Genomic DNA, 17,720 nt, shown 5'->3' on the forward strand with positions numbered 1-17,720 from the left:
GGTTTGTCGTCACAGTAAACCCTAGCAATCAATGAAAAAGTACCTGTTAAAAACGCTTGCCCTTGTTGCCGTTATCAGCGTTAGTACACTTTTCTCCTTTGATCTTCCGAAACCCGGTGATGGAATAACGCCGTCAACCGCCCTGGATAGCTATTTGAATAATGGCGACAAGACGTTTAAGTGGGAAGTTAAAGATACGTATAGTTACGGCGACATTACGGCCTATGAGGTATTGTTAACCTCTCAAAAATGGCGCGAATACACCTGGAAGCATCAATTGACTGTACTCGTTCCGAAAGAGGTAAAATACGATGGAGCCTTGCTGTTCATTACCGGCGGATCGATTAAAGATGGCGAACCACGCTGGAACGGCCGGGAAGACACCTTCAACCGGGCAATGAGTATGGCGGCCACAAAAAACAATGCCATCGTAGCCGTACTTCGGCAGACGCCCAATCAGCCGTTATACGATGATCTTAAAGAAGATGCCCTGATCTCTTACACCCTGCATCAGTTTAAAAAAGACGGTGACTATTCCTGGCCTTTACTTTTCCCGATGGTAAAAAGCGCTGTTCGGGCTATGGATGCCGTGCAGGCGCTAGCCAAAGAGACGCTTCATAAAGACGTGAATCGCTTTGTGGTTTCGGGAGCGTCCAAGCGCGGCTGGACCACCTGGCTGACAGGTGCGAGCGATAAGCGGGCCGTTGCCATTGCTCCTATGGTGATCGACATTCTGAATATGCCGGTCAATCTCGATTATCAGATGAAAGTCTGGAATAAATACAGCGAACAAATTGAAGATTACGTAAAGCTCGGCATTCCGCAAACTGTTCACAGTAAAGAAGGCAATGCCGTTACCGAGATGATCGATCCCTACTCATACCGGAAAAAGCTAACCATGCCGAAAATGCTGTTTATGGGTACGAATGACGAGTACTGGACTGTCGATGCGGTTAAGCATTATATTGGCCAGATTCCGGGGGAAAACTTTATTCATTACGTTCCTAATGTGGGGCATGATCTGGGTGATAAACGGCAGGCGCTGGAAGCTCTGAGCGCTTTTTTTGGAAACACCCTGACCAAACAACCTTATCCGGCCTGCCAATGGGCGGTGTCCACGACAAAAAAAGGTGTAGATCTCACCCTAACTGCCACATCCGACAAACTGGAAGACGTCACGATCTGGTCAGCGAATTCTACCGACATGATTTTCCAGGATGAAAAATGGGAAGGCAAAAGCCTGGGCATCAAGAACAAAGGAACCATTTCGGTAAGCGAAGCCTATCCGGCATCGGGTTACCGGGCGTTTTACATCGATCTGAAGTATAAAGTACCAACGGGCGGTACATACACAGAAAGTACCCGAATGTTTCTGACTGACAACGATGAGATTTTCCTGAAATAAGGCCAGTTACCTTCTCTTTACCAGTCGATCATAGCTATTTATAACAGTCAATATGCACCCGTAAAGTCATCCTCTTTCTTCACGCATCAACGGCCTATGCTTTATTAGTATAGGCCGTTTGCTTATAGGAGAGGTTTCCGGAATGGCTTACCCACTTATTAAACGAAATAACCCCAATAGCCAGCAAACCACGTAAGAGCCAATGCTGGAAAAGAAACAAAATGGGTTACAGTGTCAGATTATCGACTTTTTTGGGTTTATTTTAGAAAAATTTAAAATCCACTAAGGGGGTTTTAAAAAAATGTTGTCTTGTATAGTATACGATTGACTTTTTGGCGACTCGTTAAATTAGTCACAGGCTATGCAAATTCGTCCACTGATCGATTTGGATCAACAAAATCAGGCAAACATTACCATTCGGCATTCGTCCGACCCAAATGTCGAGCCAATGGACGCGACACCCGTTCGTAACGATACTGAACTCTTTATTCGGCGAGCCTTTGCCGAAAGTCCTCAACGGGGATGCGAACTGCTTTTTCGTCGATATCATCAGGCCCTGTGCAGTCATGCCGTGCGGTTTGTGTATTCAAAAGAAACGGCCGAAGATCTGGTTAGTGAAGTATTCTGTAAATTCTGGAAAACCAAAGCCTACGAAAGCGTTACGTCGTCGTTCCGTTACTACTTGTTTCGCAGCGTTCGTAACGAAGCCTACAATTACCTCCGATTAGAATTTCAGGAGCTGGACAATATTGAAACCGCAGAGACACAGGAAGGGCTGTTCAGCCAGCGCCCCGACCAGGTTCTCCAGTACGAGGAAGTCGTTCACCGCGTCGAAGATCTGGTCGAATCACTGCCACCCCAGTGCCGCAAAGTGTTCTTATTGAGCCGATTTGAAGGCCGAAAATACCAGGACATCGCCACCGAATTAGGCATTTCTATAAAAACCGTTGAAGTCCACATTGTCAAAGCCCTCAGTATTGTCAGAAAAGGGCTAAAAGACCACTGGCTCCTGGTTATAGTGGCCGTCTGGCGTCTGCTCCCATTCTAATTTCTGACAGGGCAGTTTGCCAAAAGCTATCTATCAATCATCAACCGGATACACGCCATGGAATCAGAAATCAATAAAGATCTGATATTTAATCACTTCGCCCGAAAATCCTCTCCGCTCCAACGCGAACTGATTACGCATTGGCTTCGCGAAAAAGCCAATGAAGAACAATACTACGAATGGCTGGAAGAGTGGGAAAACAGGAATCCTCAATATTTGGCTCAGTCAGAATTGACCCTTCACCGATATACCATTTTTTTAGAAGAGAATCCACATGTAGAAGAAGCTAATACACCTACTAATACGCCTGGCCAGTCAGTATCCAATCGCTGGAATAGAGGGCAATGGCTGGTAGCGGCCTCTACCCTGCTCCTGCTTACTATTGGCCTGATCCTGTTTCGTAATCAGATTCTGTATCAAACCTACGAAACGGCCTTAGGAGAAACCCGTTCGCTCAATTTGCCCGATGGAAGCGTTGTCAGGCTCAACGCTAACTCCTCTTTGCGCGTACCACGGTGGGGCTTTGGCCACAAAACCCGCGAAGTGTTCCTCACTGGCGAGGCCAATTTCTCTGTGACGCATTCGCCCGATTCGCAGAAGTTTATCGTGAAAACAGCGAAGAACTTTGAAGTAGTCGTTTTGGGTACCGAGTTTACTGTTTTTGCGCGGAAACGCAGAGCGAAAGTGGTGCTGAATAAAGGCAAAGTTCAGCTTCAGTATCAGGAAGGCAGAACGGAAAAACAGGTAACGATGAAGCCGGGCGATCTGGTGACACTCGATCCGCAGAACCACCTTGCCCTGAAAACCCTTAAGCAATCTCAATTGCATCCGGCCTGGGTCAATCCTGCCAGCGAGGAGAAGCGATTTGTATTTGAGGAAGCCACTTTAGAAGAAGTAGCCTATCTGCTCGAAGAAAATTACGGATTGCAGGTCGACATTACCGATAAGGAACTGGCCGGGCGTGTGCTGATGGGTTCGTTTCGCGCCGACAATGTCGATCAGCTTTTACTGTCTATTTCCGAACTGTTAGACATCAATGTTATCCGGCAGGGTAATCATGTTCAAATCAGGGACAAATAGCGAAATCCGTGTAAAGCCTTTAGGCTCATCGAGATGCATTTTGACTGTTCCAACCAGCCTGCGAATAACAGTCATTCTCGATAGACTATTAGACAAACTCCTGATTGTCAATTTTTTAACTTTTTCTTGGAAAAGAAAAATCGCGTACAAAACTTTGCCCACCAATTAATAGTAACACTGTGCTGTCGCCAATTTCGTTGCGTTCTCTACGATGTTCCTCTTTAGCGAATAGGGTAGCCCATTGCCAGGATCAGCTCAATTTATGAGCAATCAGTTACCCACCCGATCATGTCCAGTTTATGGACCACTAATCCATTTTCTACTTTTACTCTGATGACAAATCTTTTACGAAAAGTCTCCAATGTAAGCCTACTGTCAATGTTATTGCTTGTCGGGCTTCAACCGGGCTGGTCGCAGTCGATCGCACTGGCCAGTCATGTTCAGCAGAAGCAACCTGACGATACCAAAGTCGCCAGCCGTCAGCTAAAAGACGTGCTCAATGACTTAAAAACGCAGTATGGCGTCAATATTATGTTTGAACTACGGACGGTAGAAGGAATTTCTGTTTCACCGGAAAACCTCAGTTCGAAAGCAACGCTCGAAAAAAACCTGGAAAACCTATTGCGTCCGCTGGGTTTACACTACAAAAAAGTAAACAGCAATTCGTATCTGGTACTGGGTGAAAAGAAAGCTAAAAAAGTGGCTTTTTTCGATAGTCAGCTTCCAGAGTCGGCACCTAATCAGGAACAGAACCCGTTGGCTGATGCCCCTGTCAAAACATCAGCGACTACGGCTCTGGCGGTAGTCAAAACGGAAATTGCGGCAGACCCCATTACCGGTACCGTGAAGAGTCAAACGGGCGAAACATTACCGGGTATTAACGTTGTCATTAAGAATACATCCAAAGGGACCAGTACCGACGCCAACGGAAAATATACGATTGAGGCACCCGCCAATGCCATACTGGTTTTTTCGGGTATTGGTTTCGCCACTCAGGAAGTACCCGTCAATGGCCGCAGTCGACTGGACATTTCTCTGGTATCTGATAATAAGCAGCTCGACGAAGTGGTTGTTGTTGGCTATGGCACTCAGAAACGCAACAGCCTGACCAACTCAGTGGCTCAAATTGGGGCCGAAGAAATTGCCCGCCGGCCGGTTTCCAATATCCAGCAGTCATTACAGGGGCAATTGCCGGGCGTTACCGTACTGGATCAGGGAGGTTCGCCTGGGCGCTCCAATACCGCCATTCGCGTTCGCGGCATAACCACTTTCAATATAAACGGCATCAGCAACACGGCCGGCACCAATAACGGCACCGGTGGTTATGATATGAGTAAGAATGATGCTTTGGTGATCGTCGACGGCATCGAACAGCGATTGGCTGATATTAATCCAGATGATATTGAGACGGTTACGATTTTAAAAGATGCTGCCTCCACCGCCATTTACGGATCACGGGCTACCAACGGCGTTGTGCTGGTTACGACCAAACGGGCTAAAGGCAGCAAAGTGCAGGTTGAGTACAATGGCTATTACGCCAGCCAGAATTCCATTAATAAACCGCATATGATGGGTATTGAAGATTATATGCGGATGCAGGTAGCGGCCTATACGAATGCGGGATCACCACTGCCGGCGCGTTTTACGGAGCAGTCTATTCAGGCGTACATCACGGCTACCGATCGCGAGAAATATCCACTGCCCAATACCTGGTTCCAAACCGTTCTCCATTCCGCTCCGCAGCAAAATCATACACTGGCCGTATCGGGTGGCAACGAAGCGATACGGACCCGGTTGAGCCTGCGGTATCAGGATCAGGCGGGTATTATCACGCATTACGGTAGCAAAATCGGGGAAATTCGCTTAAATACAGATTATACGATTTCGCCAAAACTGCGCGTCAGCGGGGATATTAACTACCGCTATAACTATTCACAGGCGCCTACCGTTGACCCAGTCAATTTCTTTCTGCATGGCTCGCTCTGGGCCGTACCGAAATATGCCGATGGCACCTATGGATTAAGCACCCAGGGGAATAACCCCTTGATGTATGCCGAAATTGGCGGTGATTCAAAGCGATCGACTGATTATCTGGCGGGTTATGTCAAGGGTGAGTGGGAGATCATGGATGGCTTGACCTTCTCGACTCAGCTAGCGGGACGGGGCTTTTTTACCCAGGAAAAGAACTTTGGCAATTCGTATGTCAACTTCGACAGGAATGCCAACGTAACAAAAACCGTAGCGAATAATACCCTGAACGAAGTGCGGAATACATTGCGGGAGTATACCCTGATCAATTTGCTTACCTACGAGCGAAGATTTGGCGACCACAATGTAAAGGCGCTTCTGGGCTATTCGCAGATTGGCAATACGCAGACTTTTTTGACTGCCTACCGCGAACGGTTTTATAACAACGATATTCAATCGATTGGCCAGGGAGCGAACGACGGAACCAAGAGCAACTCAGGAAACGATGCGCTTTATGGCTTACGGTCTTATTTCGGGCGGCTAAACTACGATTACAACGGAAAATACCTGGTTGAAGTCAATGGTCGCTACGATGGTTCTTCCAAGTTTACCGGCGAAAAACAGTATAGTTTCTTCCCTTCGTTCTCGGCAGGCTGGCGTCTCTCAAAAGAGAATTTCTGGCAGGGTCTGCAAAAAACAGTGAATGACCTGAAAGTGAGAGGTTCCTGGGGCATAACGGGCAACCAGTCGGTGAATTTGTATAGTTATTATGCATCGCTAGCAGCCAGCGGGTATGACTTTAACGGAGCCGCCGTACAGGGCTATCGCCAGACAACGCTGGCCAACACAAACCTCGGCTGGGAGTCGACAACTCAGCTTGATTTAGGCTTAGATGCCTCTTTTCTGCGAGGGCGCGTGAACTTAACCGTCGACTACTACAAAAAAACCACGAACGATATTCTACTGAATCTGGATATTCCGGCCACGGTTGGGCTAATTGCCCCTCCTCAAAACGCCGGTTCTGTTGAAAACAAAGGATGGGAATTTAGCCTGAACTACCGGGGGGCTAAAAATGCATCGGGTTTTCAGTATAATCTGGGCGGCAATTTCAGCATAAACGAGAACAAAGTCATCGACCTGAAAGGAACCGGCCCATACATTATAGGCTCAGATATTGATCCGCGCTACATCATTGCCGTTGGGCTACCCATTAACACACTGTGGGGCTACCGAACAGATGGATTGTTTCAGACGCAACAGCAGATCACCGAATACAAGGCCACCTATGCCGCCAACACCAAACCCGGCGACGTGAAGTATATCGATGCCAATGGCGATGGCAAGATCGATGCAAATGATATGACCAACATTGGTAATACATTTCCCAAATTCACATTTGGCCTGAACTCAAATTTCTCATTCCGGAACTTTGAGCTGAATCTGTTATTCCAGGGTGCGGCCAAAGTAGACACCCGCCTGGCAGGGGCCTTAGCAGAAATGGGCAATCAGGAAGGATTCACCCATTCGCTTTACACCAATAATTACTGGACACCCGATCATACAGATGCCCGTTTCCCAAGGCCGCTGAAGTTTGATTTACGGAACGTAGCCACTTCCGATCGGTTAATTATAGACGGATCGTATGTACGGCTAAAGAATATTCAATTGGCCTATTCGCTTCCAGCCGCCATTGCCAATAAGGTGCGGTTAAACCGAATCCGAACCTACGTGTCGGCCACGAACGTGTTCACTATTTCGAAGTTGAATGAGTGGAATCTGGACCCGGAAGCCGGATCTGGCCGGGCGGTTTATTATCCGCAAACAGCGCTGTATACACTCGGGCTTAATCTACAATTCTAACCTCACCCACCTCATCTCACATCGAAAGTCATGAAACGAACACATATTCTGCTCTCTTTCTTATTGGTTGCCTCAGGCCTGCTCCTTACCGCCTGCGACCGGGAACTATTAGAAACCATTCCGAACGATCGTTTGTCGGAAAGCCTGTTCTGGAAAACCGAGAACGATGCCCGACTGGCGGCAAATTCGCTGTACACCGATCTCGACAGCACCAATCTGATCAGCTGGGATGCCATGACCGATATTGCGCACACCAATCAGCCTTTCGACGTACAGGCTTATGTTGAGTTAGGTCAGTATGATGCAACCAGCTCGAAGGTTTTCGGCGAATGGGCAAAAGCATACAAAGGCGTTCGGGCCTGCAATTATTTTCTGGAGAACGTCGATAAGGTTGTCACCACAAATAGCGCGCTCATCAATCAATTTAAAGGAGAAGCGAAAGCATTGCGGGCCTATCAATACCTTAAACTGGCCAGTCTTTTTGGGGATGTTCCGTTAGTCACCACCGCCATTTCGCTGGACGATAGTCGCGCGCTGACTCGCACGCCCATTGCTCAGGTCTGGGATTTTGTTGATAAAGAACTTAGCGATGCCGCCGGTCTCCTGCCAACAACTTACGCGGCTGCCGACAAAGGCCGGATTACCAAAGGAGCAGCCATTGGCCTTCGGGCGCGGGCCAATCTGCTGGCGGGACGCTATCAGCAGGCAGCCGATGCCGCCGATCAGGTCATGAAACTGGGGATCTATGGTCTGAACGATAGTTATGAAAAGCTGTTTTCCTACGCGGCCGAAAACAATAAGGAAGTGCTCCTGGATCGGCAATTCATTAAAGACACCTACCCGGTCAATACCTTTAACCTGTTAGGGCCCTATAGTCAGAAAAGCGCGCAAAGTACCTATGTTCCGACCAAAGCGCTGGCCGATATGTACGAAACAACAGCGGGGAAGCTAATAACCGATCCATCCAGCGGCTACGATCCTGCCAATCCATACGCCAACCGTGATCCCCGGCTCCGGTTTTCCAACTTTCTGACAGGCGATCCCTTACCGAGCGGCATTACCTTTCGCCCTGAACCCAACAGTGGCACCGCCGATGCAGTCGGGAATACCTACATTGCATCGACGACAGGGTTTAACATTAAGAAATACGTCAATGCAGAGGATTATGCAAACCCTGCCAACAACGGTATCAACATTATTTTACTTCGGTATGCCGAGATTCTGCTGATCTATGCCGAAGCTAAAATTGAATTGAATCAACTGGATGCCAGCGTACTAACAGCGATCAATACCGTTCGAAATGGCCGGACCGATGTAAAGCAACCGTCCATCAGCAGTACCGCTACTCAGGCGGAGTTGCGTACAATTGTCCGTCGGGAGCGAGCCGTTGAACTGGCTTTTGAAGGGGTCCGGCTTTTTGATATCCGCCGGTGGAAAATCGCCGAAACTGTTATCCCAGGGCCCGTTTATGGCATTACCTACAAAGCGGCCAATGGGGCTTTAACAACCGTAGAGGTTGTGGCCGTCAATCGAACCTTCGACAAATCGCGGCATTACCTATGGCCAATTCCGCAGAAGGAACGGAACCTGACCCCGACACTTTCACAGAATCCCGGCTGGTAATAAGCCAGCTTCCCGGAAGCGTTGGCCTTTCGGGAAGTTTTCTAAAACGACTTATGGCATGATAAGACCCGGTTTGATTTGGTTAGGTGTGTCGTTTCTGTCACTTTCAGGATGGTTATTAGTGGCCTTCACATCCCGTCAGGCTCCTCCATCCCGACCTAACATCATTTACATTTACGCCGATGACATGGGCTATGCGGAATTGGGGTGCTACGGCCAGCAGAAAATCCGAACGCCCAATCTGGATCAGATCGCTCGTGAGGGAATCCGGTTTACGCAGCACTATACAAGCATGCCCGTTTGTGCGCCCGCCCGCTGTATGCTCCTGACCGGCAAACATAGCGGTCATTCCTACATTCGGGGTAACTACGAAATGGGTGGCTTTCCGGATTCGCTGGAAGGAGGTCAGATGCCGCTTTATCCGGGAGCATTCACAATTGGGCGAATGTTGCAGCGGTCGGGCTACAAAACGGCTTGCATCGGTAAGTGGGGCATGGGCATGGCGAACACCACAGGAAATCCGAACGAACAGGGGTTCGATTATTTCTACGGCTATCTGGATCAGAAACAGGCACATAATTTTTACCCGACACATCTGTGGGAAAATGGTAAGCCCGACCGATTAAACAACCCGGTCATCAATGTACACCGTCGGTTGACGCCCGAAACGGCTACGCCAGAAGCGTTCGCCTATTATCGCGGCAATGACTACGCCATCGATAAAATGGCCCAGAAAGCTCAGGCATTTGTCCGACAGAATAAAAACGGGCCATTTTTTCTTTATCTGCCGTTTACTGCGCCACACGTATCCCTGCAGGCACCCGAAGCAGCGGTCAACGAATACGTTGGCAAGTTTGATGATAAGCCCTATCTGGGTCAGCAGGGATATGCCTCTACGCCTTATCCACGCGCGACTTATGCAGCCATGATTACGTATATGGATAAGCAAATCGGCCAGTTGATGCAGTTGCTGCACGAGTTAAAACTTGATGAGAATACAATCGTACTCTTTTCGAGCGACAACGGAGCTACCTTCAACGGCGGGGTTGAAGCAGCCTATTTCAACAGCGTAGGTGGCCTGCGCGGCCTGAAAATGGATGTCTACGAAGGTGGTATTCGGGAGCCTATGCTGGCCCGCTGGCCCGGAAAAATAAAAGCGGGTCAGGTTACCGACCACGTTTCGGTCCAATACGACCTGATGGCTACGCTGGCCGAACTGATTGGCTATAAGCTACCGCTGGTAACCGATGGCATTTCATTTCTGCCAACGTTAATGAGTCAATCCAGTGCTCAGAAACAACACCCGTTTCTTTACTGGGAATATCCCGAAAAAGGAGGTCAACTGGCCATCCGGATGGGAAATTGGAAAGCCGTAAAAACCAATGTACGCAAAGACCGGACTGGCCCCTGGGAATTGTATGATTTGAGCAAAGACGTCAGTGAAAGCATCAATATAGCCACTCAGCACCCCGATTTGATCCGGCAGTTTGATGCCATCGTTGCCCGTGAGCATGTGCCAACCCACATCAACGAATGGGAAATAGTTAATCCGAAAACTGCAATGACAGCAACCAATTGATTTACAGCCATACTAGACTTTTGCAAAGAGCCTTCCTACCGCTAAAGTCCTGAATTAAAACAATGCATTTATTCACTAACAGTTCCTATGGTATTTATCTCGAAACGTTCGTCCCGCCTTCTTTTGAGTGTCTTTACGGCCATTGGCTTCGGCCTGTCAATCAGCGCCTGGATCATGAAACCGGCTCCAACGCCCCCACCAAACATTGTCCTGTTTTTCATGGATGATTTGGGGTATGGTGATTTGTCCTGCACAGGAGCGCTTGATTACACAACGCCGAACCTTGATCGGATGGCAGCCGAAGGCACTCGCTTTACAAACTTTCTGGCAGCTCAGGCCGTTTGCAGCGCGTCGCGGGCGGCTTTGCTAACGGGTTGCTATCCCAATCGCCTGGGTATTTCAGGGGCTCTCGGGCCCAATTCGCCCATTGGCCTCAACCCAAACGAGGAAACCCTTGCCGATTTACTTAAAGAAAAAGGCTATGCTACAGGTATGTTCGGCAAATGGCATCTGGGTGACAATAAGCAGTTTCTGCCGCTGCAACAGGGCTTCGATGAGTATTATGGTGTCCCCTATTCGCACGATATGTGGCCGCTTCATCCCGCTCAGGCTCAGGCTAACTACCCCGCTTTACGCTGGATAGACGGCAATGAGCCTAAGCAGGAAATCAAAAATCTAGACGATGCCTCCCAGATTACAGGCACCATCACCGAACGCGCGGTTTCGTTCATTCGGAATCATAAGAAAAAACCATTCTTCCTATACGTTCCGCATCCCTTACCGCACGTACCACTGGCTGCTTCTCCCAAATTTAAGGGAAAGAGCGCACGGGGTATTTTCGGGGATGTATTGACGGAACTGGATTGGTCGGTCGGGCAGATTTTAGGTGAACTGAAGCAACAGGGGCTGGATAAAAACACCCTCGTTATTTTTATCAGCGACAACGGCCCCTGGCTGAACTATGGTGATCATGCAGGCTCGTCGGGTGGTTTCCGGGAAGGGAAAGGAACGTCATTTGAAGGTGGCCACCGGGTTCCCTGTCTGGTTCGCTGGCCAGGTGTTGTGCCTGCCGGTCGGGTATGTAACAAGTTACTGACAACGATGGATATTCTGCCAACGGTGGTAAAACTCTGTGGAGCACGCTTACCGAAACAACAAATTGACGGTGTCGACTGGATTACGTTATTAAAAGGTGACAACACCGTAACACCCCGTGATCACTTCTACTATTATTACCGAAAAAACAGCCTCGAAGCGGTTCGACAAGGTGATTGGAAACTAGTGTTCCCTCATCCCGGCCGAACGTATGAAGGATTTTTGCCGGGCCAGGGAGGTAAGCCAGGTCCAAGTACGGAGACTCATGAATTTCCGGCAGGTCTGTATGATCTTCGTCGCGATCCCGGCGAGCGCTATGATGTTCGGGAACAACATCCTGAGCTGGTCGCCAAACTCGAGAAACTGGCCGAAGAAGCCAGAGCGGATCTGGGCGATGATTTACAAAAACGAACGGGTGCCAATGTTCGCGAACCGGGGCGCGTCAGCAAATAATGAGTGGACATCTGAAAACCGATCGGTGTTAAACCATGTGCTTTCCTAAACGAGGCATTTCTTCGTATCTTTGATTTATACAAGATCAGGATTCATGGATACGACCTCATTTGAAGAGCTTTGTTTCCGGCTGTCGACCGGCTTATCGACTGATTTAAGTGCCCTACTGCCGCGCGATATCCAGCAGGAAGTAGGGCACTTTAACGTGTTCAGCCTGACCGATCTCGCCCAAACGGCGCCTGAGAAACCTGCGCTGCCATATGCTTGCCGGGCGTTCTACAAAATCAGCCTTCTGACTGGTCGAAGCCAGGCTCAGTATGTTAACGACACCATCGAAATCGCGCGGCCTACGCTGATTTTCTCAACGCCAAAAATTCCTTTTTACTGGTTACCGGAAGGGCGGCAAACCGGGCAGTTCTGTGTCTTTACGGCCGAGTTTCTTCAGCCAACCAAAAGCGGGGTCTTGCTGGACGAACTGCCCGTTTTCAAGGCACCGGGTTACCCGATCTACAGCCTGTCCGAAACGGATTTCCTACGCGTACAGGCTATTTTCGAACAGATTCAGGCCGAAATGGCTTCCGATTACGCCTATAAATATGATCTGATACGCACCTACGTGCTGCAATTGATTCACATTGGCCAGAAGTTACAGTCTGGCACTGTTTTGCACCCTAACCACAATGCATCGGCCCGGTTAACATCATTGTTTATTGAGCTATTGGAGCGTCAGTTCCCAATCGAAAATCCGCAACAGCAAGTACGCCTACGTACAGCCATAGACTATGCCGATCACCTGGCAGTTCATGTCAATCACCTAAACAAGGTACTCAAGGAAACAACCGGACTCACGACCACCGATCTTATAGCCGGGCGCATCGTGCAGGAAGCGAAGGGCTTGTTGACCCAAACCGACTGGACCATCGCCAACATTGCCGACAGCCTTGGTTTTGCTGATGTTGCGCACTTTGCCAAATTCTTCAAACGGGAGACCTCCTTTGCACCAGGTGCGTTCCGTACGCAGGTCAATAGTTTGAATTATACATAAAACAGATTGACTGAGACAAACACCTAACTCTTCGATTGGCGGACTTTTGCACTGTTTAGTTTAAGCAAAAGAGAAACCAAATGACAACTGACAAAATCGCACTGGTAACCGGTGGAAGCCGGGGTATCGGCAAAAATATTGCCCTGAGCCTGGCCCAAAAAGGAATTGATGTACTACTGACCTACCGCAGCAATCAGGCCGAAGCGCAAACCACTGTAACAGAAATAGAATCTCTTGGCCGTAAAGCCGTGGCTTTACCCCTCAACACGGCCGACACCAGCACTTTCGACACTTTTTTCCAACAAGTCGTCTCAACGTTGCAAACCAGGTTTGGAACAGATCGTTTCGATTATCTCATTAACAATGCCGGTACGAGCCTTTCGGCCCTTATTACAGACACTACGGAGGCCCAGTTTGACGAGATGATGAATATTCATCTTAAAGGCGTCTATTTTCTGACTCAAAAGGCATTGCCTTTTCTACACGACGGCGGCCGGATCATCAATATCTCGTCTGGCGTAACGCGGTATTCCTACGCTGGTGCCTCGGCTTACGGGATCATGAAAGGAGCGGTGGACGTATTTACCCGGTATCTGGCTCTTGAGTTGGGCGGGCGAGGTATTTCGGCCAATGTGGTAGCGCCCGGTGCTGTTTTTGGCGGAGGAGCTATGGAAGATACCCCAGCCATACGCGAGTATGTAGCTGGCATCACGGCTCTGGGGCGGGTCGGTCTGCCCGACGATATTGGTGGCGTAGTGGCATTCCTGTGCAGCGAAGAGGCCAAATGGGTCAATGGGCAGCGCATTGAGCTAACGGGTGGCATGAACCTGTAGCCTGCACCAACCACACTAGTTTCAGTTGGTAGGCAAAGCAGATGACTATTACCGGTGGAAAGAGGGAAATTAGCTGTTAAATCAGGAGATAAGCAGGTGTACTCTGCTTTACGTACTATCGTCCGACATCCTTTTAACAATGCCTCTTTCGAGGAAAACTAGTCGCACATCAATTTTCTGGGCGCTTCGCAGCCATTGGCAGCGCACAGAAAATTGATGTGCGAGTAAAATCCTAAAGCAGTTGTCAAACACATTTGCATGTATCCGCTTACCATTAATCATTGGCTGACACAGCACGCTCAGTTCCGGCCCAACCACCTGGCGTTCGTCTTTGGCGATGTACGCCTTACGTTTGCCGACCTGAACCAGAGTGTTAACCGGATGGCTAATGCGTTGCTGATGGCAGGTATTGGTAAAGGTGACAAGGTAGCGACCGTATTACCGAACAGTCGCGAACTGTATGAAGCGTTCTGGGCCGTATCCAAGCTGGGTGCAGTGCTCGTACCCATGAGCCCGTTGGTACGAGGGAATGGATTGGTCAACCTGCTTAACGATGCCGATTCATCTATCGTCCTGACCGATACTGCCCATGCGCCATTTCTCGACGAAGTTCGGAGCGAATTAACGATTCCCGCTAAAAATTACTGGCTGACCGACGGAGCACAAACCGGCTGGCAGTCGTATGCTGATTTGTGGAGAACCGCTCCGGCTAACGATCCACCTTCGCCTGACCTCCTTGGTCATGATCTGTACAATATCATGTATAGCAGTGGCACAACCGGATCGCCCAAGGGCATTATGCATTCCCACTTCGTCCGCTCCATGTATGGGTCTCTTTTTGCGAACGCCTTCCGCATTCGTCCCGAAAGTGTCATTATGCACTCGGGGGCTATCGTATTCAACGGGGCTATGCTCACGTTTATGCCTGCCATGTTCATTGGCTGCACGTACATATTGCTCAGGGAATTTACAACCCAGTCAGTGATCAGGACTATAGCCAGCGAGGGCGTAACGCACACGATACTAGTTCCTACACAGATCGCATCGTGCCTGCATTATCCAGAATTTACCATCGATACATTGCCCACAATCGAATACATTCTGTCGGTGGGGGCACCTTTGCTGAATGAACAGAAAGAAGTATTGATCCGTCGGTTTCCGGATACATTTTACGAGTTATATGGGCTAACAGAAGGTTTCATTACGGTGCTGGATAAAACCGTTTCGGCCGAAAAAACCGGCTCGGTCGGGCGACCTATCTGGTTTTCGGAGATGAAAATTGTGGACGACGATGGGCATGAACGCCCAATAGGTGAAGTAGGCGAAATCATTGGTCGGGCACCTTTTCTGATGTCGGGTTATTATAAAAAGCCAGCTTTAACCGACGATGCGCTTCGGAATGGCTGGCTTTACACCGGCGATCTGGGCTATGTAGACCAGGACGGATACCTTTTCCTGGCGGGTCGTAAGAAAGACCTGATTATTTCGGGTGGGGTAAACGTTTACCCGAAAGATATTGAAGAAATTATCATTCGTCATCCGGCCGTAGCTGAGGTTGCTGTTTTTGGTATCCCGCACGACGATTGGGGCGAAACGCCCGTTGCGGCCATCCGGCTGACGGCAACAGTTTCTGTTACCGAACTAACCGACTGGGCGAATAAAAACATAGAAGCCCGATATCAGAAGATCGCTGCGGTAATGCTGGTCGATGAATTACCGAAGAACATAGCAGGAAAAATTCTCAAAAACGAATTGCGGGAACGGTATTGGAAACGCTAAAGACGACATTGCGAAACGATTGTCAGGACTTTGCATGCCACCGTTGCCGTGCCACGGTTTGTTTGCCCATCATCAGTAACCGTGGCACGGCAATGGTGGCATGGCTCCAAGCCAAAGTCCTGGATTGTACTATGTTGAAAACTAGTCACTAACATGATTTATAAAACCTCTCTCTTCGTCGTAGCGCTCTTTTTACTGCTCTGTATTAGCCATCTAAATGGCCAAAATAATTCGACGAGTAAAGGGTCGGTCGTTGATTGTCCTTGTCAACAGCTGGCAAACATAGCGTTTCCAGGAGCAACCATCACAACAACGGAATGTGTCGATGCGGGAGCGTTCACGCCACCAGGGAGTACGCAGGCACTCACGAACCTCCCCGCTTTTTGCCGGGTTGCCGCCACCTTAAAACCTACTCCGGAATCAATGATTCGGATCGAAGTGTGGCTGCCACAAACCAACTGGAATGGCCGTTTTCTGGGTACAGGTACGGGTGGAGGAGCAGGCGCTATTGCCTATGGATCACTGGCCAATGGGTTAAAACGCGGATTTGCCACAACCAACACCGATATGGGGACTTCGCCCAACGCCAACGATGCCGTTGGCCACCCCGAACGATGGACAGATTTTGGTCACCGGGCCACGCACGAGATGACAACGACGGCCAAGGCGATCACACAGGCTTACTATAAAAAACCGTTTCATCATGCTTACTTCGCGGGCTGCTCGACGGGTGGCCAGCAAGCATTAATGGAAGCGCAGCGGTATCCGGACGATTATAACGGAATACTTGCCGGTGCTCCTGCCAACAATCGAACTCACCTCCACACAGGCTTTGTCTGGAACTACAAGGTAACCAACCAGATACCCGGTAGTGGATTCCTTCCAAAAGAGAAAATAGCGTTAATCACCAACGCTGTCGTCAAAGCCTGTGCTGGTAAAGATGGTGGAGCACCCGGCGATAATTTTCTGACCGACCCCAGGCTCTGCAAGTTCGATCCGGAAACGCTCCCTAAATGTCCGGAGGGCACCGATGATGGCACTTGTCTTACCAGTGCTCAACTGACCGCACTGAAAAAAATCTATGCCGGGCCGACCAATCCCAGAACGGGCGAACGGATTTACACACCGCTACCTCTCGGGAGCGAGAATATAGCGTCGGGTATCGAATACCAACAGAATCCAAATCAGGCACCGCCCTCTCTTTTTTACCAATATAAATGGACATTTGGGGCTAATTTCGATTATACCCGGTTCGATTTTGATCAGGATCAGGCCAAAATGGATTCCTTACTGGCACCAATCCTCAACGCGAACAATCCTGACCTGGAGTTACTGAAAAAGCGGGGTGGAAAAATTTTAATGTATGCAGGGACCGCCGATCCATTGGTTCCGTTTCAGGACGCAGTTAACTACTACGAACGAGTGATTAAGGCACAGGGTGGAACGAAGCCAACCGGCGACTTTTTCCGTTTCTTTTTGATACCGGGAATGGCGCACTGTAGCGGAGGGCCAGGCTTAAACGATTGCGGGCAAAATCTGGCCCTCAATGTTCCCCAGGACAGCGACCATGACGTCCTGACGGCACTGATCCAGTGGGTTGAGCAAGGCATCGCTCCGGATAAATTTACGGCAACCGCTTTTACCGGCGGAGTTCCGGCAAATGGCATACGATTTCAACGCCCGATCTATCCTTATCCCAAGCTTCCTAAATACATCAGTGGCGATCCAAACGCCCCTGCCAGCTACCAGGGTATTGATTTTCCGCGACATACTATTTTAGCGCCAGCGGAGAAATATCTGAAGTAACACGATTAGCCTTCTGCGAAGAAAATGGGCTGTTTACAATAAACCTGACCTCCCTCAACTTTTAAGCACCCGATTTTGTTATCACCACAAAGCAGATACTGTTTCATCTGCTATCTTTGCGGCTTCATTTAGCCGTCACGCTATAT

11 protein-coding genes are annotated in these 17,720 nt (G+C 49.2%); all 11 read left to right on the plus strand.

What is annotated here, in order from left to right:
- Positions 1–31: 31 nt before the first annotated feature.
- The 11 genes from GJR95_RS29005 (at position 32) to GJR95_RS29055 (ending at position 17,574) form a co-directional block, all read left to right on the plus strand.
- Positions 32–1,405: a PhoPQ-activated pathogenicity-related family protein gene (locus tag GJR95_RS29005; RefSeq protein WP_162389183.1), complete on the plus strand. Its 1,374-nt coding sequence runs from the start codon at positions 32–34 to the stop codon at positions 1,403–1,405.
- Positions 1,406–1,766: 361 nt separating this feature from the next.
- Complete coding sequence (locus GJR95_RS29010; RefSeq protein ID WP_162389184.1) at positions 1,767–2,453, plus strand: RNA polymerase sigma-70 factor; 687 nt, start codon at positions 1,767–1,769, stop codon at positions 2,451–2,453.
- 57 nt (positions 2,454–2,510) lie between these two features.
- Complete coding sequence (locus GJR95_RS29015) at positions 2,511–3,533, plus strand: FecR family protein (protein ID WP_162389185.1); 1,023 nt, start codon at positions 2,511–2,513, stop codon at positions 3,531–3,533.
- A gap of 333 nt (positions 3,534–3,866) precedes the next feature.
- A complete protein-coding gene (locus GJR95_RS29020) occupies positions 3,867–7,361 on the plus strand; it encodes a SusC/RagA family TonB-linked outer membrane protein (RefSeq protein WP_162389186.1) in 3,495 nt (1,164 codons plus the stop codon).
- A gap of 30 nt (positions 7,362–7,391) precedes the next feature.
- Positions 7,392–8,984 (plus strand): RagB/SusD family nutrient uptake outer membrane protein, encoded by a 1,593-nt coding sequence (locus GJR95_RS29025; RefSeq protein WP_162389187.1) that lies wholly within the window; start codon positions 7,392–7,394, stop codon positions 8,982–8,984.
- Positions 8,985–9,042: 58 nt separating this feature from the next.
- Positions 9,043–10,563, plus strand: coding sequence for an arylsulfatase (locus tag GJR95_RS29030; RefSeq protein WP_162389188.1), 1,521 nt, complete (start codon positions 9,043–9,045; stop codon positions 10,561–10,563).
- Between the two features lie 87 nt (positions 10,564–10,650).
- Positions 10,651–12,111: a sulfatase family protein gene (locus tag GJR95_RS29035; protein WP_162389189.1), complete on the plus strand. Its 1,461-nt coding sequence runs from the start codon at positions 10,651–10,653 to the stop codon at positions 12,109–12,111.
- Between the two features lie 94 nt (positions 12,112–12,205).
- The gene (locus GJR95_RS29040; RefSeq protein WP_162389190.1) at positions 12,206–13,156 is read left to right on the plus strand and encodes a helix-turn-helix domain-containing protein; all 951 of its coding nucleotides are present in this window, start codon (positions 12,206–12,208) and stop codon (positions 13,154–13,156) included.
- An 80-nt stretch (positions 13,157–13,236) separates the two neighbouring features.
- Entirely contained in the window at positions 13,237–13,989 is a 753-nt protein-coding gene (locus GJR95_RS29045; protein ID WP_162389191.1) for an SDR family NAD(P)-dependent oxidoreductase, read from the plus strand.
- A gap of 258 nt (positions 13,990–14,247) precedes the next feature.
- Positions 14,248–15,768 carry a class I adenylate-forming enzyme family protein gene (locus GJR95_RS29050; RefSeq protein ID WP_162389192.1) on the plus strand — a complete coding sequence of 507 codons (1,521 nt, stop codon included), beginning with the start codon at positions 14,248–14,250 and terminating at the stop codon, positions 15,766–15,768.
- 153 nt (positions 15,769–15,921) lie between these two features.
- On the plus strand, positions 15,922–17,574 hold the full coding sequence (locus GJR95_RS29055) for a tannase/feruloyl esterase family alpha/beta hydrolase (RefSeq protein WP_162389193.1): 1,653 nt from the start codon (positions 15,922–15,924) through the stop codon (positions 17,572–17,574).
- Positions 17,575–17,720 lie beyond the last annotated feature (146 nt).

The organism is Spirosoma endbachense, from assembly GCF_010233585.1.
GTDB classification, from domain to species: Bacteria; Bacteroidota; Bacteroidia; order Cytophagales; family Spirosomataceae; genus Spirosoma; species Spirosoma endbachense.